Source organism: Murinocardiopsis flavida (genome assembly GCF_003014485.1).
GTDB classification, from domain to species: domain Bacteria; phylum Actinomycetota; class Actinomycetes; order Streptosporangiales; family Streptosporangiaceae; genus Murinocardiopsis; species Murinocardiopsis flavida.
The window spans coordinates 19,904-40,768 of sequence record NZ_PYGA01000035.1; the positions used below are offsets into that span (position 1 = coordinate 19,904).

At 72.1% G+C, this 20,865-nt stretch carries 18 protein-coding genes and 1 pseudogene; 15 read left to right on the plus strand and 4 right to left on the minus strand.

From position 1 onward, the window contains the following. Nucleotides 1–108: 108 nt before the first annotated feature. Complete coding sequence (locus CLV63_RS30680) at nt 109–1,122, minus strand: LLM class flavin-dependent oxidoreductase (RefSeq protein ID WP_106586744.1); 1,014 nt, start codon at nt 1,120–1,122, stop codon at nt 109–111. Nucleotides 1,123–1,305: 183 nt separating this feature from the next. On the opposite strand from CLV63_RS30680, the gene CLV63_RS30685 reads away from it, so the two are divergent. The 5 genes and pseudogenes from CLV63_RS30685 to CLV63_RS30705 all read left to right on the plus strand — a co-directional run bounded on the left by CLV63_RS30685 (nt 1,306) and on the right by CLV63_RS30705 (nt 6,186). Next, nucleotides 1,306–2,532 carry a 3-hydroxyacyl-CoA dehydrogenase gene (locus CLV63_RS30685; protein ID WP_106586745.1) on the plus strand — a complete coding sequence of 409 codons (1,227 nt, stop codon included), beginning with the start codon at nt 1,306–1,308 and terminating at the stop codon, nt 2,530–2,532. Nucleotides 2,533–2,586: 54 nt separating this feature from the next. Continuing rightward, nucleotides 2,587–2,916, plus strand: a complete 330-nt coding sequence (locus CLV63_RS30690; protein ID WP_211301556.1) for an ATP/GTP-binding protein — start codon at nt 2,587–2,589, stop codon at nt 2,914–2,916. A gap of 100 nt (nt 2,917–3,016) precedes the next feature. Continuing rightward, nucleotides 3,017–3,751, plus strand: coding sequence for an alpha/beta hydrolase (locus CLV63_RS30695; protein WP_106586746.1), 735 nt, complete (start codon nt 3,017–3,019; stop codon nt 3,749–3,751). A gap of 267 nt (nt 3,752–4,018) precedes the next feature. Next, a pseudogene (locus tag CLV63_RS30700) lies at nt 4,019–4,378 on the plus strand (DUF485 domain-containing protein); the annotation flags it as partial. A 119-nt stretch (nt 4,379–4,497) separates the two neighbouring features. Continuing rightward, nucleotides 4,498–6,186 carry a solute symporter family protein gene (locus CLV63_RS30705; protein WP_106586747.1) on the plus strand — a complete coding sequence of 563 codons (1,689 nt, stop codon included), beginning with the start codon at nt 4,498–4,500 and terminating at the stop codon, nt 6,184–6,186. A gap of 137 nt (nt 6,187–6,323) precedes the next feature. On the opposite strand, the gene CLV63_RS30710 is transcribed toward CLV63_RS30705, so the two are convergent. Both CLV63_RS30710 and mce read right to left on the minus strand, forming a co-directional pair. Then, nucleotides 6,324–7,646, minus strand: coding sequence for a DivIVA domain-containing protein (locus tag CLV63_RS30710; protein WP_106586748.1), 1,323 nt, complete (start codon nt 7,644–7,646; stop codon nt 6,324–6,326). A gap of 422 nt (nt 7,647–8,068) precedes the next feature. Then, nucleotides 8,069–8,539: a methylmalonyl-CoA epimerase gene (gene mce, locus CLV63_RS30715; protein ID WP_106586749.1), complete on the minus strand. Its 471-nt coding sequence runs from the start codon at nt 8,537–8,539 to the stop codon at nt 8,069–8,071. Nucleotides 8,540–8,686: 147 nt separating this feature from the next. On the opposite strand from mce, the gene CLV63_RS30720 reads away from it, so the two are divergent. The 3 genes from CLV63_RS30720 to meaB all read left to right on the plus strand — a co-directional run bounded on the left by CLV63_RS30720 (nt 8,687) and on the right by meaB (nt 11,509). Then, nucleotides 8,687–9,874 carry an acetyl-CoA C-acetyltransferase gene (locus CLV63_RS30720; protein ID WP_106586750.1) on the plus strand — a complete coding sequence of 396 codons (1,188 nt, stop codon included), beginning with the start codon at nt 8,687–8,689 and terminating at the stop codon, nt 9,872–9,874. Next, a complete protein-coding gene (locus tag CLV63_RS30725) occupies nt 9,871–10,401 on the plus strand; it encodes a DinB family protein (protein ID WP_245929221.1) in 531 nt (176 codons plus the stop codon). Before CLV63_RS30720 ends, CLV63_RS30725 begins: the two co-directional genes overlap by 4 nt. Before the next feature lie 136 nt (nt 10,402–10,537). Then, nucleotides 10,538–11,509: a methylmalonyl Co-A mutase-associated GTPase MeaB gene (gene meaB, locus CLV63_RS30730; protein ID WP_106586751.1), complete on the plus strand. Its 972-nt coding sequence runs from the start codon at nt 10,538–10,540 to the stop codon at nt 11,507–11,509. Between the two features lie 278 nt (nt 11,510–11,787). Here meaB and CLV63_RS30735 read toward each other — a convergent pair whose 3' ends face one another. Next, nucleotides 11,788–13,461, minus strand: a complete 1,674-nt coding sequence (locus CLV63_RS30735) for a glycosyl hydrolase family 18 protein (protein WP_106586752.1) — start codon at nt 13,459–13,461, stop codon at nt 11,788–11,790. Between the two features lie 351 nt (nt 13,462–13,812). Between CLV63_RS30735 and CLV63_RS30740 the strand changes: the two genes are divergently transcribed. The 7 genes from CLV63_RS30740 to CLV63_RS30770 all read left to right on the plus strand — a co-directional run bounded on the left by CLV63_RS30740 (nt 13,813) and on the right by CLV63_RS30770 (nt 20,731). Beyond that, complete coding sequence (locus tag CLV63_RS30740) at nt 13,813–14,343, plus strand: MarR family winged helix-turn-helix transcriptional regulator (protein ID WP_106586753.1); 531 nt, start codon at nt 13,813–13,815, stop codon at nt 14,341–14,343. 64 nt (nt 14,344–14,407) lie between these two features. Then, nucleotides 14,408–16,105, plus strand: coding sequence for an acyl-CoA mutase large subunit family protein (locus CLV63_RS30745; RefSeq protein ID WP_106586754.1), 1,698 nt, complete (start codon nt 14,408–14,410; stop codon nt 16,103–16,105). Nucleotides 16,106–16,257: 152 nt separating this feature from the next. Next, entirely contained in the window at nt 16,258–17,199 is a 942-nt protein-coding gene (locus CLV63_RS30750) for a tetratricopeptide repeat protein (protein ID WP_106586755.1), read from the plus strand. A gap of 230 nt (nt 17,200–17,429) precedes the next feature. Continuing rightward, on the plus strand, nt 17,430–18,125 hold the full coding sequence (locus CLV63_RS30755; RefSeq protein ID WP_106586756.1) for a cytidylate kinase-like family protein: 696 nt from the start codon (nt 17,430–17,432) through the stop codon (nt 18,123–18,125). A 205-nt stretch (nt 18,126–18,330) separates the two neighbouring features. Continuing rightward, a complete protein-coding gene (locus tag CLV63_RS30760; protein WP_106586757.1) occupies nt 18,331–19,734 on the plus strand; it encodes an NAD-dependent malic enzyme in 1,404 nt (467 codons plus the stop codon). 108 nt (nt 19,735–19,842) lie between these two features. After that, on the plus strand, nt 19,843–20,427 hold the full coding sequence (locus CLV63_RS30765) for a YqgE/AlgH family protein (RefSeq protein ID WP_106586758.1): 585 nt from the start codon (nt 19,843–19,845) through the stop codon (nt 20,425–20,427). 55 nt (nt 20,428–20,482) lie between these two features. Next, on the plus strand, nt 20,483–20,731 hold the full coding sequence (locus tag CLV63_RS30770; protein WP_106586759.1) for a DUF3039 domain-containing protein: 249 nt from the start codon (nt 20,483–20,485) through the stop codon (nt 20,729–20,731). The last annotated feature ends 134 nt before the right edge of the window (nt 20,732–20,865 follow it).

The following is a 20,865-nucleotide window of genomic DNA, read 5'->3' on the forward strand; positions in this document are numbered from 1 at the left end:
CTTCCGCACGCGGCCGGCCGGGTTCCAGGAGGCCCGGCCGGCACGCCGCCTCCGCTCGGTGACCGTAGGTGGAGCCGGTCCAGGCCGGACCGGCACCCCGACAGCCGCTCAGGCCAAGGCGGCGCGCACCGCCGGGAGCACCTCGGCGCCGAGCCGGGCGATGTTGTCGAGGACGGCGCGGCGCTCGCCCGCCGCCTCCACCATCAGCATCACCTCGGCGGCCCCGGTCGTGCGCACCTGCTCGACCAGCCGCGCGGCGCAGTCCGCCGGCGCGCCCACCGCATGGGTGTCGCACAGGAACCGGGCGTAGCCGTGCGGGTCGCGCCGCGGCCGGGGGCGGCCGTCGACCGGCACGTACCCCGCTAGCCCCGGCTCCAGCCAGCGCGGCAGCGCGGCGAGGACGGCGGCCCGCGCGTCCTCCCCGCTGTCCGCGACATGCGCCAGCGACGCCACGAGCGGCCCCGGCGGCTCGTGCCCGGCCTCGCGCGCGGCCTTGTCGTACACCGCGGCCAATTCGGCCTGCTCACGCGGCGACCGGTGCATCCCCAGCAGGACGGGCAGGTTGTTGTCGGCCGCCAGCCGCAGGCTCGCCTCGGACTCCGCGGCGAGGACGACGTCGGGCCGCGGCCGGGTCCGCGGCGGCGGCACCACCCGCACCTCGCGGAACCCGAAGGTCGCGCCGTCGGCGCGCATCGGCGCGCCGCTCACCCCGGCGAGGAGCAGCTCCAGCGACTCCTCGAACCCCCGCTCGTAGCGGTCCATTCCGGTGCCGAACACCTCCAGGTCCACCCACGGCCCGCCGCGGCCCACACCGAGCCGGAACCGGCCGCCCGACACCTGGTCGAGCAGCGCGGCCTGCTCGGCGAGCGCGACCGGGTGCGCGGTGCTGAGCACGCTCACCGCGGTGCCCACGCTGATGCGGCCGGTGAGCCCCAGCAGGTATCCGGCGAGAGTCGCCGCCGAGGGGCACACCCCGTAGGACATGAAGTGGTGCTCGGCGAGCCAGACGTCGTCGAACCCGGCCTCCTCGGCGGCGACCGCCGCCGCCACGGTCGAGTCCAGTACGTCGGTGTGGTCGCGCCCGGGGAACTGGGCCGCGAGTAGCAAGACTCCGATTCTCACGCGGCAATTCTGGGCCGTCGCACAGCCCCGCTGCCGGGAAACCGCAAAGAATCCCGCTGCGCATCGGTGGTCTGCGGGCGTTCGTAGGTGTTTGTTCGGTGGCCGGGGCGCGGTCCCCGGCGCGCGAATCGCCGCGCCACCCGGGCGCGGCCGCGCATTCAGGCACCCTTTAGGCTGGTCGGCATGGTGCAGGAATTTCACACGGTCGGTGTCGTCGGGCTCGGGGCAATGGGCGCGGGGATCGTCGAGGTCTTCGCGCGCGCCGGGTTCGCGGTCACCGCCGTCGAGATCGACGAACCCGCCCTGAAGAGGGGACGCGGCCACCTGGAGCGGTCGCTCGCCCGCGCGGTGAGCAAGGGCAAGCTCACCGAGGAGGAGCAGTGGGCCGTCCTCGACCGGGTCCGGCTCTCCACCGTGCGCGAGGAGCTGCGGGACGCCGACTTCGTCGTGGAGGCCGTGCCGGAGCGCATCGACATCAAGCGCGAGGTGTTCGCCGACCTCGACCGCATCTGCGCGCCCGGCACGATCCTCGCCACCAACACCTCCTCGCTGTCGATCACCGAGATCGCCGCGCTCACCAGCAGGCCCGGCAAGGTCGTCGGACTGCACTTCTTCAACCCCGCCCCGGTGATGAAGCTGGTGGAGGTCGTGGGCACGGTGGTCACCGACCCTGCCACCATCGACATCGCCACCGAGGTCGCCAAGCGCATCGGCAAGACCCCCGTCGCCGTCGCCGACCGCGCCGGCTTCGTCGCCAACGCGCTGCTCGTCCCCTACCTCAACCACGCCATCGAGGTGTACGAGCGCAAGCTCGCCTCGCGCGAGGAGATCGACGCGGCCCTCACCGGCGACGCCGGCCTGCCCATGGGCCCCCTGACCCTGCTCGACCTCGTGGGCCTGGACGTCTGCCTCGCGGTCATGGACGTGCTCTGGGACGAGTTCCGCGCGCCCCGCTACGCGGCGGCGCCGCTGCTGCGCCGCATGGTCGCGGCGGGCCTCCTCGGCCGCAAGAGCGGCCGCGGCTTCTACACCTACGGCGCCGACGCGCGGAACCCCGCCGAAGCGCTGCCCGCCGGGCCCCTGGCGGTGCCCGTCCGCGAGCGCGCCCACGGCTTCGGCCTCGCCGACCTGCTCCTGGTCCGGCACATCGACGACGCCCTGCGGATGGTCGGCGACGGCTACGCCTCCGCCGACGACGTCGACACCGCCATGCGGCTGGGCTGCGGCTACCCCAAGGGCCCGATCGAACTGCTGGAGGAGCGGGGCGCCGACGCCCTGGCCGACGCACTGGGCGGCATGGCGAACGCGCACCTCGTCCCGGCCTACGACCCCGCCCCGCTCCTGGCCCACCTGCTCCGCGCGGGAGGGGCCGACCTGCGCGCCCCGAAGGACCGGACGACGGGTCCGTGAGCGCCCGGCCACCGCGCCGACCGAGCCCTGCCCGGCGCCTCCTACCCTGGACGGGTGAGTCCGCGCCGCAACGATCCACGCCGCAAGCGGGCCCGCGACCAGCGGGCCCCCTCGGGCGATGACGCCTCCGACGCCCTGATCCTGCGCATCACCGGCGGGGAGCGCCGCGAGACCGGCCCCGACGGCGTATGGGCGATCCGGCGCATCAGCGGCGCCGCCGCGACCAAGGCCTACCGGTGCCCCGGCTGCCACCAGGAGATCCCGCCGGGCATGCCGCACGTCGTCGCGTGGCGGCCCGGCGGTGACGGCGACGACCGCCGCCACTGGCACACGTCCTGCTGGGAGCGCCGCACCCACCGCGGTGTGCGGCTGCCGCGGCGCTGACCCCGCCCCGTCCGGGCCCGCCCGGCACCGTCCCGACCACGCCGACCCCGGCCGGGCACGCCTGTCGAACCGACCACGCAACCAGCCCCCACGAGGAGCCATGGACATCCGCGCGAGCACCATCCTCCCGGCCGAGCGCCGCCCCCTCACCTTGCACACCGCGGACGGCCTTGCGCTGGTCGGCGAGCTCGCGCTGCCCGTCGGTGCCGAACCGGTGGCGACCCTGGTCTGCCTGCACCCGCTGCCGACCGCCGAGGGGATGATGGACAGCCACGTGCTGCGCAAGGCGTCGTTCCGGCTGCCCGCGCTCGCGGGGATCGCGGTGCTGCGGTTCAACACGCGCGGCACCACGTCGCGCCACGGCACCAGCCAGGGCGCGTTCGGCGACGGCGAGTCCGAGCGGCACGACGTCGCCGCCGCCATCGCGTTCGCCGAGAAGGAGGGCCTGCCGGCCCCGTGGCTGCTCGGCTGGTCGTTCGGCACCGAGTTGGCGCTCAAGTGGGGCTGCGAACCCGGGATCGAGGGCGCGCTCCTGCTGTCGCCGCCGCTGCGGCGCGCGGCGGATTCCGACCTCGATACCTGGGCCGACTCCGGCAAGCCGGTGGTGGCGCTGGTCCCGGAGTTCGACGACTACCTCCGCCCCGCCGAGGCGCGCGACCGGTTCGCCCGGATCCCGCAGGCCGAGGTGATCGGGGTCGACGGCGCCAAGCACCTATGGGTCGGCGAACCCTATGTGCGCACCGTGCTGAACGAGGTCGTCGCCCGCGTCGCCCCGGCGGCCGCGCTGCCGCTGCCCACCGAGTGGGACGGCCCGGCGGAGAAGGACGTGCTCTGAGGCCCCTGCGCGGGCCCGTTCCGTTCCGATGCGGAGACGGCGGACGCGGTCCGGGCCGCGCCCGGACCGACGCGTGACCGGACCAACAGGTAGTTCGATATTCAATTCACCCAGCGCTGCGGCCCCTGTGGCACGAGTGACCCATTCGTGACGCGAAACTCCTGCGCTGTGAAGTAACCCACCCCTTACGCTCGTGTGGTGCCCGCCATACCGCCGTCCCCACGCCGGGCCGGCGCCTTGCTCGCTCCATGAGAGAGGGGTAAATTCATGTCCTCCGCCTCCAGGGGCTCACCGGACCACGGGACATCGGCCGAGGCCGATCTCGCCCGGCGCTCCGTGGCGATGCACAGCGATCCGCGGTTCATCGAACTGAAGAGACGCCTCCGGATCTTCATCTTCCCGATGAGTGCCGCGTTCCTCGCGTGGTACCTGCTGTACGTGCTGATGTCGGCCTACGCCCGCGACTTCATGGCGACCGTGCTGTTCGGGCAGGTCAACGTCGCACTGCTCTTCGGGCTGTTGCAGTTCGTCACCACGTTCGGCATCGCGATCCTGTACTCGCGCTACGCCGGGGCGCGGCTCGACCCGCTCTCCGAGAAGCTCCGCGACGAGCTGAACAACGGCTCCGGACCCGGACCCGCCCCGGCCGGCGGCGCCTCGCCGGCGCCGGCCCCGACCGATGGCGACACCGCTGCCCCAACCGACAGCAGTGCCCCCCGCGCCGACGACGAGAAGGGCAGGGGCGCATGAATCTCGCAGCCGAAGCCGCCCCCACAAACGGCAACCCGATCATCACGATGTCGCTGTTCCTGGTGCTGGTGGCGGCCACACTCGGGATCACCATCTGGGCCAGCCGCCGCACCAAGACGGCCACCGACTTCTACGCCGGGGGACGCGGCTTCTCCGGCGTGCAGAACGGCCTCGCCATCGGCGGCGACTACATGTCGGCGGCGTCCTTCCTCGGCATCGCCGGCATCATCGCGCTCTACGGCTACGACGGCTTCCTGTACTCCATCGGATTCCTGGTGGCGTGGCTGGTGGCGCTGCTGCTGGTCGCCGAGCTGCTGCGCAACTCGGGCCGGTTCACCATGGCCGACGTGGTGTCCTACCGGATGCGCCAGCGCCCGGTGCGCACCGCCGCGGCGTTCTCCACCATCACGGTGTCGATCTTCTACCTGCTCGCCCAGATGGTCGGGGCCGGTGCGCTCATCGCGCTGCTCCTCGGCATCCAGCCCGACGAGACGTTCCTCGGGCTGACCGCCGAGCAGGCCAAGATGGCGACGATCGTGCTGGTCGGCATCCTGATGATCGTCTACGTCACCTTCGGCGGGATGAAGGGCACCACCTGGGTGCAGATCGTCAAGGCCGTGCTGCTGATGGCCGGTGCCGGGCTCCTCACGGTGCTGGTGCTCGCCCACTACGGCTTCAACTTCGGCGAGCTCCTCGCCGACGCGTCGCAGCGCAGCGGGCAGGGCGGCGCGTTCCTTGAGCCCGGCCTGCGCTACGGCGTGGAGTCCGACGACGCCCTCGCCACCCTCTGGAGCAAGCTCGACCTGGTCAGCCTCGGTGTCGCACTGGTGCTGGGCACGGCCGGCCTGCCGCACATCCTCATCCGCTTCTACACCGTGCCCACTGCCAAGGCGGCGCGCACCTCGGTCAACTGGGCCATCGCGCTCATCGGCACGTTCTACCTGCTGACCCTGGTCCTCGGGTTCGGCGCGGCGGCGATCGTCGGCAGCGACGCCATCAAGACCCAGGACGCGGCAGGCAACACGGCGGCGCCGCAGCTCGCCCAGGCGATCGGCGGTCTGCTCGGCGGCGACACCCTCGGCGCGGTGATGCTCGCGTTCATCGCCTCGGTCGCGTTCGCGACGATCCTCGCCGTGGTCGCCGGGCTCACCCTGGCGTCGTCGTCCTCCCTCGCGCACGACTTCTACGCCAACGTCGTGCGCAAGGGGCAGGCGTCGGAGCAGCAGGAGGTGCGGGTCGCCCGCTTCTCCGCGCTCGGCATCGGCGCGGTCTCGATCGTGCTCGCCGTGTTCGCGCAGAGCCTCAACGTCGCCTTCCTGGTGGCGCTGGCGTTCGCCGTCGCGGCGTCCGCGAACCTGCCCGCGCTGCTGCTCAGCCTGTTCTGGCGGCGCTTCAACACGGCGGGTGCCGTCGCCGGCATCTACGGCGGCCTCATCGCCGCCGTCGGGCTGGTGTTCTTCTCACCGGTGGTGTCCGGCAAGGTCGACCCCGCCACCGGCGACAGCCTGTCGCTGTTCACGGCAGGCGTCGACTTCGCCTGGTTCCCGCTGGAGAACCCCGGCCTCGTCTCCATCCCGTTCGGGTTCCTCTGCGCTGTCGTCGGCACACTGATGTCGAAGGAGCACGACGAGGAGAAGCACGCGGTACTGGAGGTCCGCTCCATCACCGGAGCCGGCGCCCACTGACCGCACGGTGCCGCGGCGGTGCCCTCGGGTACCGCCGCGGCACACCTCCCCGCACACATCATCCGGCGCGGCACACGCATCAGGCCCGGCCCCTTTCGAGGGGCCGGGCCTGATGCGTATACGGGGGGCGGGCGCTGCTACTCCTGCCACCAGTCTTCGTCGTCGGCGCCCTTTCCGGACTTGGCGCTGACCGGCTGCTTGCCGCCGCCACCGCCGCCCTTGGCCTGCTGCTGCTGGGCCTTGGGCGCCTTGGCCTCGATGGCGGCCGGCTCCTCGGCGGCGGGGGCCGCCGCGACCGGGGCGGGACCGCCGGCGAACTCGCCGCCGCCGCCCAGGAGCTGGCGGAGCTGCTGGAGGTGCGACTGGATGCTGTCGCGCTGCCGGTTGAGCTCGTCGACCTGCTGCTGCGCCGCGGTCATGATGCGGTCGGCCTCGGACTTGGCGTCGCCCACCAGGTGCTCGGACTTCGCCCGCGCCTCGGCGCCGACCTGCTCGGCGTTCTTCTTGGCGTTGGCGACGACCGTCTTGGCGTGCTGCTCGGCGTCGCGCCGGGTCTGCTCGGCCTGCGAGCTGGCCTTGGTGGCGCGGTGCTCGGCGCTGGCGGCCCGCTCCTCGGCCTCGGAGACGAGCTTCTGGGTGGCGGCCTGTGCGGCGGCGAGGCGCTCGGCGTCCTGGCGCTCCGCCTCCTCGCGGCGGCTGGCCAGTTGGATGTCGAACTCGGCTTCGTCCTGGGCCCGCTTGGCCTCGGACTCCTCCATGCTGCGCTGCGCCTGCGCGCGCATTTCGTCGGCCTGGCGCTTGGCGGCCTGGAGGGTTTCGTCGCGCTCACGCTTGGCGGAGGCGCGGGCCTGTGCGCACTCCCGCTCGGTGGTGGTGCGCAGCTTGTTGATCTCACCCTCGAAGGTGGCGCGCTTCTCGGCGATCTCGTGATCGACCGCGGAACGCTTCTTCTGCACCTCGCGCTCTGTGGTGGAGGTCAGCTCGTCGGACTCGCGACGCGCCGTGGTGCGGATCTCCTCGGAGTCGGCCTCGGCGGAGGCGCGGGACTCGTCGGCTTCGCGCTGGGCGACCGTGCGGAGGTCGGTCGCCTCGTTCTCGGCCGCGGCCCGCATCTCGGCGGCCTCGATCTTCGCGGCGGCCTTGAGGTCGTTGGCCTCGGCGCGGGCGGCCTGGACCAGTTCGGTGGCCTGCTCCTCGGCGAGGCGCAGGAGCTGCTCGATGCGGGCACCGAGGCCGGAGTAGGTGGGGCGCTCCTGCTCCTCGAGCTGCTGGCGGGCGTTGGAGAGCTCAGAGTGGTTCTTCTGGCCCTCCTCCTTCGCGCGCTGCAACTCGCTGGCCTGCTGCTTCACGTAGTTGTCGACCTGGTGCCGGTCGTAGCCGCGCAACACCACGTCGAACTCGGTGGGTTGACTGCTTTCCTCGAAGAAGTTGCTGAGCTGGGCGTCAATATCGGACGACATGTGGCGGAATCCTGAACGGGTTTCGAGACGGCTACAATACGTACAGATGTTTGTTTCGGGGCGGGCACGGGCGCCGAGGCGTCCGGCTGAATCCACTTCTCACGTTTCGATCCGATGGCAGCTCCCGGCTTGAGGAGGGTACTGCGCGGGCTCCACCTCGCGTGGTGATAACGACTCATCCTGCTCGGAGGGGACCGCTGGTCGGCCGGTTCTGCTGCGCGGATCACGCGTGATTCATGACCAACCCGGAACTTGTGGGCCTGCACCGGCGAGGAACAGGGATCGTGCCAGGACATCAGTCCCATGGCTAGCAGACTTTATCAAGCTCCACTCCACCCGTAAGGGGGTTTGTGAGAAATGAGGGAGCCGATTCCGTTCTGTGAGCCTGCGGACGTGCGATAACGCCCAATGTGACGGTTCAGTTACACATTCTTGACCGACTGGTGCGCGCCCGCGCCGCCGGGCACCGCGGAAACGGCCGCCTCGACCAGCTCGGTCAGCACGCCCCCGCAGTCCTTGGGGTGCAGGAACACGATGCGCGACCCGCTCGTCCCCTGCCGCGGTTCGGCGTCGAGCACGCGCACACCCGTATGGCCCACCGCGGCCGCCGCGGCGGCGACGTCACCGGTGCCGAACGCGATGTGGTGCACGCCCTCGCCCCTGCTGTCCAGGAACTTCGCCACCGGGGAGTCGGGGCGGGTGGGTTCGAGCAGTTGCAGGCACGTCGCGTGGCCGTCGTCGGTGCCGTTGACGCGGAGCATCGCCTCGCGTACGCCCTGCTGCTCGTTGACCTCTTCGTGCGCCACCTCGAAACCGTACGTGCGACGGTAGAACTCCGCGGTGGCGTCGAGATCGCGGCACGCGATCCCCACGTGATCGATTCGGCTGAACAAGGGGCGGACCTCCTACGGTTCGGGTGACGCCGTGTATGAATGGTGGCAGACCGACGCGAGCGCCGCGCGTGCGGCGCATGCGCGGCGGAGCGGCACGCCAGCGCCGGGGCGGAGCACCCGCCCCCAGCACCACCGGAGGCCAGCACAATGCCCGGTTCCGTCATCGTCAGCGGGGCTCGGACCCCCATCGGCCGCCTGCTCGGGTCGCTCTCCGGCTTCGGCGCCGTCGACCTGGGCGCCGCCGCCGTCAAGGAGGCGCTCCAGCGCGCCGGAATCAGCGGCGGCGACGTCGACTACGTCGTCCTAGGCCAGGTCCTCCAGGCCGGGCAGGGGCAGATCCCGTCCCGCCAGGCCGCCGTCAAGGCCGGCATTCCCATGCACGTGCCGTCGCTGACCATCAACAAGGTGTGCCTTTCGGGGCTCGACGCCATCGCGCTCGCCGACCAGCTCATCGCCGCCGGCGAGTTCGACGTCGTCGTGGCCGGCGGCATGGAGTCCATGACCAACGCCCCGCACCTGCTGCCGAAGTCCCGGCACGGGTACAAGTACGGCTCCATCGAGGTGCTCGACTCCACCGCGCACGACGGCCTCACCGACGCGTTCGACGAGGAGTCGATGGGCGCCTCCACCGAGCGGCACAACACCCGGCTCGGCATCGGCCGCGCCGAGCAGGACGCCTTCGCCGCGCGCTCCCACCAGCGGGCCGCCGCCGCGCAGAAGGACGGCCGGTTCGACGCCGAGATCGTGCCCGTCGCCATCCCGCAGCGCAAGGGCGAACCGCGGCTGTTCACCGCCGACGAAGGGGTGCGGCCCGACACCACCGCCGAGGGCCTCGGCGGGCTGCGCCCGGCGTTCTCCGCCGACGGCACCATCACCGCGGGGTCGTCCTCGCAGATCTCCGACGGCGCGTGCGCCGTCGTCGTGATGAGCCGCGCGAAGGCCGAGGAGCTGGGCTGCGAGGTCCTCGCCGAGATCGGCGCGCACGGCAACGTCGCCGGACCCGACAACTCCCTCCAGTCCCAGCCCTCCAACGCAATCGGCCACGCCCTCGGCAAGGCCGGGCGCCAGGTGGCCGACCTGGACCTCATCGAGATCAACGAGGCGTTCGCGAGCGTGGCCGTGCAGTCGGTGCGCGACCTCGGCGTCAGCGAGGACATCGTCAACGTCGACGGCGGCGCCATCGCGCTGGGCCACCCCATCGGGGCCTCGGGCGCCCGGATCGCCCTGCACCTCGTCTACGAGCTGCGCCGCCGCGGCGGCGGTCTGGGCGCCGCCGCGCTGTGCGGCGGCGGCGGCCAGGGCGACGCCCTGCTGCTGTCGGTGGCGGGGGAGTGAGCGGGGCGGAGCAGGGCCTGGAGCGCGCCGAGTTGCGGGCGGTCCAGGCGGCCGCGGCCGGTGAGCGGGAGGTGCTGGAGTCGTTCCTCGACTACCTGCGCGAAGCGGTGCTGGCGAAGGCCACCGGGCTGTCGGACGCCGACGCGCGGCGCGCCCTCGTGCCGTCCGACACCACGCTCGCGGGGATGCTCGTGCACCTCGAGATCGTGGAGCGCCGGTGGTTCCAGATGACGCTGCACGGCCGCACGCGCGAGGAGTTCGGGCTCGACTTCAGCAAGGGCGACACCACCTGGGAGGTTCCCCCCGAAGCCACGCTCGACTCGCTCGCCGACGCCTACCGCGCCGCCTGCGCCGACTCGCGCGCCTCCGCCGCCGAGTTCGGCCTCGACCACACCGTGCCCGAGGCCGAGCTCGGCCGGGTGTCGCTGCGCTGGATCATGGTCCACATGATCGAGGAGACGGGGCGGCACGCCGGCCACGCCGACATCCTGCGCGAGCAGACCGACGGCCGCACCGGCCAGCGATGACCGTTCCCGACACCGGCCGCGGCGGTCCCGCCGCCCCGACCGGCTGGTCGCGTCGGTCGGCATTGACGCCCGATCCCGATACCGGCCGCGGCGGTCCACCGGACCCGAGCGGCCGGCCGCACCGCTGAGGAGTCCCATGGAGGTTCCCGCGCTCGTCGAGCGTGTCCGCAACGGCGACGTGCGCGCCATCGCGCGCGCCATCTCGCTTGTGGAGAACGCCGCCGCCGAGCTGCGCCCCATCATGGCCGGGCTCGCCCCCGGCACGGGCCGGGCCCGGATCGTGGGGCTCACCGGTTCGCCGGGGGTCGGCAAGTCCACCTCCAGCAACGCGCTCGTCGCCGCGCTGCGCGCCCGCGGGCGGACCGTCGCCGTCCTCGCCGTCGACCCGTCGTCGCCGTTCAGCGGCGGCGCCCTGCTCGGCGACCGGATCCGGATGCAGGAGCACGCCCTCGACGGCGGCGTGTTCATCCGCTCCATGGCCAGCCGCGGGCACCTCGGCGGGCTCTCGTGGGCGACCCCGCACGCGCTGCGGGTGCTCGACGCCGGGGGGTTCGATGTGATCCTGGTCGAGACCGTCGGCGTGGGCCAGGCCGAGGTCGACGTCGCCGGGCACGCCGACACCACGCTCGTCCTCGTCGCGCCCGGCATGGGCGACAGTGTGCAGGCCGCCAAGGCGGGGGTGCTGGAGGTCGCCGACATCTTCGTGGTCAACAAGGCCGACCGCGACGGCGCGCACGTCACCGTCCGGGAGCTGCGGCAGATGACCGCGCAGGCCGACCGCGGACCCGACGCGTGGCGCCCGCCGATCGTCAGCACCGTCGCCGCGAAGTCCGAGGGCGTCGAGGAGCTGCTCGACCGCCTGGACGAGCACGACGCGCACCTGCGCGCCTCGGGCGAGCTCGACCGCCGCAGGCGCGCCCGGGCGCGCGCCGAGGTCGAGGCGATCGCGCTGCGGGCGCTCCAGGACCGCATCGGCGGCATCGGCGGCCACGCCGACCTGGACGAACTGGCCGACGCCGTCGTCGCCGGCCGTAGCGACCCCTACGCCGCCGCCGACGCCCTCCTCGCGGCCCTCTCGGAACAGCAGGGCTCAGAACAGCAGGGCTAGGGACGGCTCCGACGACCGCCGCACACGGTCACCTGGAACGATCCCGCGGGACCCGATCCCCCGCACGGCACCGGGCCTGTGCCCGGGCCCTGGTGCCCCGACCGGACCGTGGTGCTTCGCGCCAGAGCCCGGGGATCCGGGTGGGCCGCGGTGGCTCTTTGCCTGAACGTGGACATGGACCGGCGGCGGTTCGCCGCACCGAACCGCCGCCGGTTGGGATCAGGAGGCCCGGGGGGACTCTCACCTGATCCCGGTCTGTGCCGGGTGGTCCCGACGGCCTACCGGCCGTTCAGCTCCCGGTCGATGGCGCCGTAGAGGCTGCCGTCGGCGTCGTCGCCGTCGAGCGACCACGACATGGCGCCGGCCAGCCCCTTCTCCCTGGCCCAGGCGGCCTTCAGGCCGATGGCCTTCGGGTCGTCGAAGTTCCAGAACTCGGTGCCGTTGTAGAGCCAGGCGGTGCCCGCCCGGTCGTCGCGGTGCACGGTGAAGCCGTCTTTCCCGACGCGCTCCTTGAGCACCTTGTAGTCGTTGAACCCCGGCTCGTGGACGCCGGGCGCCGCGCCCTTGGCCGCGCCGTACAGCCCGTCGCCGTTCGCCCCCGGCTCGACACCGGTCCAGCCGCGGCCGTAGAACGGCATGCCGAGGACCAGGTCCTCCGGTTCGGCCCCGCGGTCGAGGTAGGCCTGCACGACGGTCTCGAGGCTGCGCTCGGGCGCGTCGGGGTGATCGGGCTTGACCAGGTTCGACTGGTGGCCGGTGGCGGGGTTCCAGGCGCCGGCGAGGTCGTAGCCCTGGACGTTCAGGAAGTCGAACTCCTCGACCAGCGCGTCGACCTCGTATCCGGCGTCGATCGCGGCCTCGGAGGCGGGGACGAACGCGGTCAGCCCGTAGTCGCGGCCCTTCTCCTCCTCCAGCGCGTCGAGTTGGCGGCGGAACTCCTGGACCCAGGCGGTGTAGTTCTCCTTGTCCTCCGGGCGGATCACGTTGCCCGGCTCGCCTTCGGTGCCCGGCCACTCCCAGTCGAGGTCGATGCCGTCGAAGACGCCGGCGGCGCTGCCCGGCCCGCCGGCCCCGTTCATCTCGGGCAGGTTCCCGCGCAGGTACAGGTCGATGCAGGACTTCACGGAGCGCTCGCGGTTCTCCGGGAGCGCGGCGTTGGACAGGTAGTCCGACCACTCCCAGCCGCCGATGGCGATGGACACCTTCATGCCGGGGTTCGCGCGCTTGAGCTTGCGCAGCTGGTTGAAGGTCCCGCGCAGGGGCTGGTCGGCCTTGTCGGCGCGGCCGTCGACGCTCTCGGAGGCGCTGTAGGCGCGCCCGTAGTCGGACGCCGCGTCGCCCTTGCCGTCCTCGTCGGAGACGAAGCACTCGCCGTTCTCGCCGGTGTTGGCGAAGGCGTAGTTGAGGTGGGTGAGCCGGCCGGCGTTCCCGGTGTCGGCCAGGTCCTTGACGGTGTACCCGCGGTCGGCGACACCCCATTGGGTGAAGTAGCCGACCTGGCGGTACTCCTCGCCGGAGCCGGAACCGGCGCAGGGCGCGCCGTTGACGGTGCAGTAGACCGGAGTGCTCGCGGGGCCGCCCTTGGCGAGGGTGCCGGTGTAGCCGAACGTGTAGCTCTTGCCCGCGGGGACGGCGGCGCCCCAGCGGGGAGGGGTCGCCGAGTAGCCGCCGCCGTCCCGCTCCAGGGAGGCGTTCCACATCTCGTGGACCTTGGCGCCGTCGGGCAGACCGAACTCGATGGCCCAGTCCTTCAACGGGGCGCCGGTGCCGTTGGTGATGGTGACCTCGGTCTGGAAGCCGCCGGACCAGCGGGACTGCTCGGTGGCCGTCACCGTCACCTCCCCGCTGTCGTCGGCCGCAGCGGGGGCGGTGAGGGGGCTGAGGCTGAGGGGGATGAGCAGCAGTGCGCCGATGACGGCCGCGGGGCCGATCCGGGATCGGGGGATCTGCATCGTGCGGTGTCTTCTCTCTCTGGTCCGGGGTGCACACGGGTGCCGGTCAGTGGGAGTGCGATGCGGTGCGTTGTCGGGGGAGGGGCGGCCGGAGGGACCGGTGTCACGGGAAACCCTCGGGCCTTAATTTTTAGGAAACTTAACTAATAGATTTCGAGCGGTCAACGGTACAGGGGTGGTTGCGTTGCGTGATCATGGCGGCGTTCCGTGGCGGTCAGGTGCTGAGCTGGGCTGGTGCCGGTCTGTTCGGCGCGGCCGGCTCCGCTGACCGAAGTCGGCCACCGCGAATCTCTTGACAGGGATTTCGGGATCGCTTTTCGGGGCGACCCGTGTCGCCGCTAGGGTGACGGTGTGGGAAACCCGCTCAGTCTTCCGTTCGACCCCATCGAGCGCGCGCACGACAACTGGACGCGCCGGTGGGGTCCTTCGCCTGCCATGGCGGCCGTCACCTCGATCATGCGTGCGCAGCAGATCCTCATCGGCCGGCTCGACGCGACGCTCAAGCCGCACGCGCTGACCTTCGCGCGCTACGAGGCCCTGGTCCTGCTGACCTTCAGCGCCACGGGGGCCCTGCCGCTCGGCAAGATCGGCGAGCGGCTCATGGTGCACCCCACCAGCGTCACGAACTCCATCGACCGGCTCGAACGCCAGGGGTTCGTGCGGCGCACGCCCAACCCCAGCGACGGCAGGGGGATCCTCGCCGAGATCACCGAGCCCGGCCGCCGCGTGGTCGAAGGCGCGACCGTCGACCTGCTCGCCATGGACTTCGGCCTCGACTGCTACGGCGAGGACGAGCTGTGGCACATCCACGAGCTGTTCAAGGAGCTGCGCGTGGGCTTCGGCGACTTCCCCGGCACGCCCTCCGGAGCGGCGGCCGACTGAGCCGCGCCGCGCCCCCGCGGGCGGTGCCCTATGCACAATTAGTTGGACGTCCTACTATTAGGGCATGGACCCGATCATCGAGGAGGGGCGCGCCCGCTGGCAGGCACGCTACGACTCCGCCCGCACGCGCGACGCCGACTTCAGCACGCTGTCCGGTCGCGAGGTCGCCCCGGTCTACGGCCCGCCCGAGGGCGCCGACCAGCCCGGGTTCGAGCGCATCGGGTGGCCGGGGGAGTACCCCTACACCCGCGGCCTGTACCCCACCGGATACCGCGGCCGGTCCTGGACCATCCGGCAGTTCGCCGGATTCGGCAACGCCGTGCAGACCAACGAGCGCTACAAGATGATCCTCGCCTCGGGCGGCGGCGGGCTCTCCGTCGCCTTCGACATGCCCACGCTCATGGGGCGCGACTCCGACGACCCCCACTCCTTGGGCGAGGTCGGGCACTGCGGCGTCGCCATCGACTCGGCGGCCGACATGGACGTCCTGTTCGACGGCATCCCGCTCGGCGACATCAGCACCTCGATGACCATCAGCGGCCCCGCCGTCCCGATGTTCTGCATGTACCTGGTCGCGGCCGAGCGCCAGGGCGTCGACCCGGCGATCCTCAACGGCACCTTGCAGACCGACATCTTCAAGGAGTACATCGCGCAGAAGGAGTGGCTGTACCCGCCGGAGCCGCACCTGCGACTCATCGGCGACCTCATGGAGTACACCACCGCCGAGATCCCCGCGTTCAAGCCGCTGTCGGTCTCCGGGTACCACATCCGCGAGGCAGGGGCCACGGCCGCCCAGGAGCTCGCGTTCACCCTCGCCGACGGCTTCGGCTACGTGGAGCTGGGGCTTTCGCGCGGGCTCGACGTCGACACCTTCGCGCCCGGCCTGTCGTTCTTCTTCGACGCGCACGTCGACTTCTTCGAGGAGATCGCGAAGTTCCGCGCGGCCCGCCGCATCTGGGCGCGGTGGATGCGCGACCACTTCGGCGCCACCAGCCCCAAGGCCCAGTGGCTGCGCTTCCACACCCAGACCGCCGGCGTCTCCCTCACGGCCCAGCAGCCCTACAACAACGTGGTGCGCACCGCCACCGAGGCGCTGTCCGCCGTCCTCGGCGGCACCAACTCGCTGCACACCAACGCGCTCGACGAGACCCTGGCGCTGCCCACCGAGCAGTCCGCCGAGATCGCGCTGCGCACCCAGCAGGTCCTGATGGAGGAGACCGGCGTCGGTAACGTCGCCGACCCCCTCGGCGGCTCCTACTACGTCGAGGCCCTCACCGACCAGATCGAGGCCGATGCCGAGCGGATCTTCGAGAAGATCCTGCACATGGGCGGCGGCGCAGCGGCCGAGCACGCCATCGGCCCCATGACGTCGGGCATCCTCGCCGGCATCGACAACGGCTGGTTCAGCTCCGAGATCGCCGAGTCCGCCTTCCAGTACCAGCAGGCGCTGGAGAAGGGCGACAAGCGCATCGTCGGGATGAACTGCCACACCTCGACCGTCTCCGGCGAACTGGAGATCCTGCGGATCAGCCACGAGGTCGAGCGCGAGCAGAACCGCGTCCTCACCGAGCGCCGCGCGGCCCGCGACGACGCCGCGGTCACAGCGGCGCTCGACGCCCTGCTGCGCGCGGTCCGAGACCCCGCCGGGGGCAACCTCATCCCGGTGATCATGGACGCCGCGCGCGCCGAGGCCACCCTCGGCGAGATCTGCCACACCATGGGCGAGGAGTACGGCACCTACACGGAGGTCCCCCGCTTCTGACCGGAGCCGCCGGTGCGTCCGGGGCCGCCCCGGCGCGCCCGGCGGCGGCGCGGAGCGCGGCGCGCTTCACCCGGCCCGGCAGCGCCGCGGGAACCCGTCCGGGCTCGCCCGCCGGTTCCTCGACGGTGCCTGCGATACGGCAGGATGGAGGCATGCAGCCTTCGGACTTCTCCATGCATAGCGCGGTCGACCTCGGGGCCCGTAAGGCGGCCCTGGAGCGCGACGCCAAGCGGCAGGCCGAGCAGAGCTCCGGCACCGCCAACCCCTATTCCGTCGACGTCACCGAAGAGAACTTCCAGGCCGAGGTCCTGGAGGGATCCACGAGGGCGCCGGTCGTCATCGCCCTGCTGCAAGCCCGCTCCGAGCAGTCGGCGCAGGTCGAGAGCGCCCTCGACCGGCTGGCCATCGCCGCGGGCGGCCAGTGGCTGGTCGCGAAGATCGACGTCCAGGCGAGCCCGCAGCTCGCCCAGGCGCTCCAGGCGCCCGGCGTGCCCATGGTCGCGATGGTCATCGGGGGCCAGGTCGTGCCCGGCCCCACCGGCCCGGCGACCGAGGAGCAGCTGCGCGAGTGGCTCCAGCAGGTCTTCGACGCCCTCCGCCAGCAAGGCGTACTCCCGCAGGACTACACCGGGCTGGGGGCGCCCGGCGAGGCGGCGGAGGAGCAGCAGGCCGGCGAGGCGCCCGACCCCGTCCAGTCCGAGGCCGAGGAGGCCATGCGGCGCGGCGACATCGCCGCAGCCGAGGCCGCGTTCGCCAAGGCGCTGGAGGCCGACCCCGCCGACGAATCCGCCAAGCTCGGGCTCGCCCAGGTCCGCCTTGTCGACCGGGTGCGGTCGCTCGACCCCGACGCCGCCCGCGCGTCGGCCGACGCCGCGCCCGACGACGTCGCGGCCCAGTTGGCGGCCGCCGACGTCGACATGTACGGCGGGATGTTCGACGCGGCCTTCGAGCGGCTCATCGCCACGGTGCGCCGCACCCGCGACGACGACCGCGACAAGGCCCGTACGCACCTGCTGTCGCTGTTCGACCTGCTCCCGGCGGGCGACCCCCGCATCGCCAAGGCCCGCAGGGGCCTCACCTCGGCGCTGTTCTAGCGACGGCGCGCGGGGCGGGCCCGCCGCGGCCCGCCCCGCCCCGCGGCACCGCCGGTGCCGCGCGCGTCCGGCGGCGCCGGGTGCGGCCCGGCCGGTCACGGCGTCATATTCGGGCGTTCGCAGGGTAGGACCACCCCCGAACGGTGTTCTCCCGGCGGTGCGGTCCCGACGCATCGGCAGAACACGGTCCGCGACAGGACGGCGGTCCGCGACCGGCAGGCGGTGAACCGATGAACTACGTGGTGACGATCTCCGCGACCTTTGGTTCGGGGGGCAGCGTGATCGGCCCCGCCGTTGCCGAACGACTCGGCGTGCCCTTCCTCGACCGCGCCATCCCCGGTGAGGTGGCCCGCGACATCGGCTGCTCGCTGGAGGACGTACTCGAACACGACGACCGCGCCCCCACGGGCTTCGACCGGCTGCTGGCGAGCGCGGCCCGCCTGCCCAGCGTCACCATGGGCAGCGTCGACACCACCTTCATCGGTGCGACCGACGGCGACGGGCGGCTGCTCTACGACCAGGAGTTCGTCGAGAACACCGAGCGGGTCATCGGCAAGGTCGCCGCCGACGGCGGGGTCGTCCTCGGCCGCGCGGCGGCCCTCGTCCTCGCCGAGGACGACCGCGCGCTGCACGTCCGCCTCGACGGACCCAAGGAGCAACGGCTGAGCCGCGCGATCGCCATGCGCGAGGGCGCGAGCAGGGAGGCCCTCGCCTGGGGTGCGCCGCCGGCCGACGAGTGGCGCGAGCCCACAATGCGCGAACTCGACGACAACGACCGCGCCCGGTCGGCCTACGTCCGCCGGTTCTACCGCGCCGACGCCGCCAGCCCGCGGCACTACCACCTCGTTGTCGACTCCACCGCGATCGCGGTGGAGAGCTGCGTGGATATCGTGGTACGACTCGCCCGCGAACGCGCGGGCGCCTGACCGCACGACGCACGTCCCCGGTGCAGGCCCGGCGGTGCCCGCCGCACGGCCCGCGCCGTCCGGGCGCGCGTCCCGATCCGGCCGCACCAGAACCGAACATGCGCCCCGCCCCGAATCACGTCCGATCCGGGTGCAGGTCACGTCGTGGCAATGGCACCATTACGAGTGCATCCGTGCGGAGCAGCCGTGAATTGAGGAGCAGAGCGTGGCCAGCCTTCCCAGTGTTTCCTACTCGATCACCGTCCGCCTGGAACTGGACGGTGGCGGCGGCACGGTCAGCAGCCTGACGAACGCCGTCGAACATGTGGGCGGCGTCATCACGGCGCTCGACGTCACATCGGCCGGGCACGAGAAGATCCGCATCGACGCCACGTGCGCCGCGCGCGACACCGACCACGCGCAGGCCATCGTCGACGCACTCGGCGCCATCGAGGGCGTCACCGTGCACAAGGTCAGCGACCGCACCTTCCTCATGCACCTCGGCGGCAAGATCGAGATCAAGTCGAAGGTGCCGCTGCGCAACCGCGACGAGCTCTCCATGGCCTACACCCCCGGTGTCGCGCGCGTGTCCTCCGCCATCGCCGCCAACCGCGAGGACGCCCGCCGGCTCACCATCAAGCGCAACAGCGTGGCCGTCGTCACCGACGGCTCCGCGGTGCTCGGCCTCGGCAACATCGGCCCCGAAGCGTCCATGCCCGTCATGGAGGGCAAGGCCGCGCTGTTCAAACGCTTCGCCGACATCGACGCCTGGCCCATCGCCCTCGACACCCAGGACGTCGACGAGATCGTCCGCACCGTCCAGGTCATCGCCCCCGGGTTCGGCGGCATCAACCTGGAGGACATCTCCGCGCCCCGCTGCTTCGAGGTCGAGGCGCGGCTGCGCGAGCTCCTCGACATCCCGGTGTTCCACGACGACCAGCACGGCACGGCGATCGTCGTTCTCGCCGCGCTGCGCAACGCCCTGCGCGTGGTCGAGAAGGACCTCAGCGAGGTCCGCGTCGCCATGTCCGGGGCCGGCGCGGCGGGGACCGCCATCCTGAAGCTCCTCATGCACGCGGGGGCCAAGGACATCGTGGTGTGCGACGTGCACGGCGCCGTGTACAAGGACCGCCCCGACCTCGACGCCAACCTCTCCTGGATCGCCGAGAACACCAACCAGGTGGGCTACCGGGGCGACCTCAAGGGCGCGGTGCGCGGCGCCGACGTGTTCATCGGCGTCTCGGCGCCGAACCTGCTCACCGGCGACGACATCGCCGAGATGAACGACGGGTCGATCATCTTCGCGCTGGCCAACCCCGACCCGGAGATCGACCCCGAGATCGCCCACCTGCACGCCTCGGTGGTCGCCACCGGGCGCAGCGACTACCCGAACCAGATCAACAACGTCCTGGTGTTCCCCGGGTTCTTCCGCGGCCTGCTCGACGCGCAGAGCCACAACGTCGACTCCGACATGATGGTGGCCGCCGCCGAGGCGCTCGCCGACGTCGTGAGCGACGACGAGCGCGGGCCGCACTACATCATCCCCAGCGTCTTCCATTCCGGACTGTCGCAGAGGGTCGCCGAGGCGGTCCGCAAGGCCGCCACCAAGAGCGGGGCGCCTGGCCGCTAGCGGACGTCGGCCGGCTCGCGCCGACCGCGGGCGGTCGCTACCCTCATGGGCATCCGGAGGTGCCCTCGGCCAGGTGCCGGACGAAGCCGTTCAGGGTATGGGGTGGGCATGGACCAGCGGAGTCTGACCGGTCACCTGCTGGTGGCCACGCCCTTGCTGGAAGACCCCAACTTTCGGCGATCGGTCGTCTTCATGATCGACGACGACACCTCCGAAGGCTCCATCGGAGTGATCGTCAACCGGCCCTCCGACCTCCCGGTCTCCGACGTCCTCGCCGAATGGGGCGGCTACACCAGCTCTCCCTCGGTCATGTTCTCGGGCGGGCCGGTGGGCGCCGGCTCCGGGCTCGCACTGGGCGTCCCCGGCGCCGAGTCCGCGCCGCTGGGCTGGCGGCCCCTGGCGAACGTGGCGGAGTCCTCGCAGGTGGGCGGCCTCGGCACCATCGACCTCGACACCCCGCCGGAGCTCCTGGGCGACGCGCTCGGCCGGCTGCGCGTCTTCGCGGGCTACGCGGGGTGGAGCGCCGGCCAGCTCGGCGACGAGATCGAGGAGGGCGCGTGGTACGTGCTGTCCGCGACCCCCGACGACGTGTTCTGCGACGAGCCCGGCGGGCTGTGGGCGCAGGTGCTGCGCAGGCAGGGCGGCGAACTCGCGCTGTTGGCGACGTTTCCCGACGACCCCACGTTGAATTAGGCATGCCCGTGCTGCGGCTAACGTGTGAGCAGACACAGGAGGAGTGAGCGAGCCGATGCCCATGGATCAGGTAATCGTCAACAAGGTGCTGCCGGACAGCGACACCCGGCCCGACATCTCGCACGACGACGGCGACCGCGAGCGGTTCGCCCATTACGTGCAGAAGGACAAGATCACCGCGAGTGCCGTCTCCGGCGACCCTGTCATCGCCCTGTGCGGCAAGGTCTGGGTGCCCAACCGCGACCCCAAGAAGTTCCCGGTGTGCCCCGAGTGCAAGAAGATCTACGAGGAGATGATGTCCTGATCCCGGGACACCGGCAGCCGATCCCCACGTCCTAGTCCCTGCCCCGCGGTGGCGTGCGACCACGCAGGCCGGGGTACCTCCAACGGCCGCGAGCCGACCGCGCGCCGCACCCCGTGCGGCGGGCCGCGCAGCGG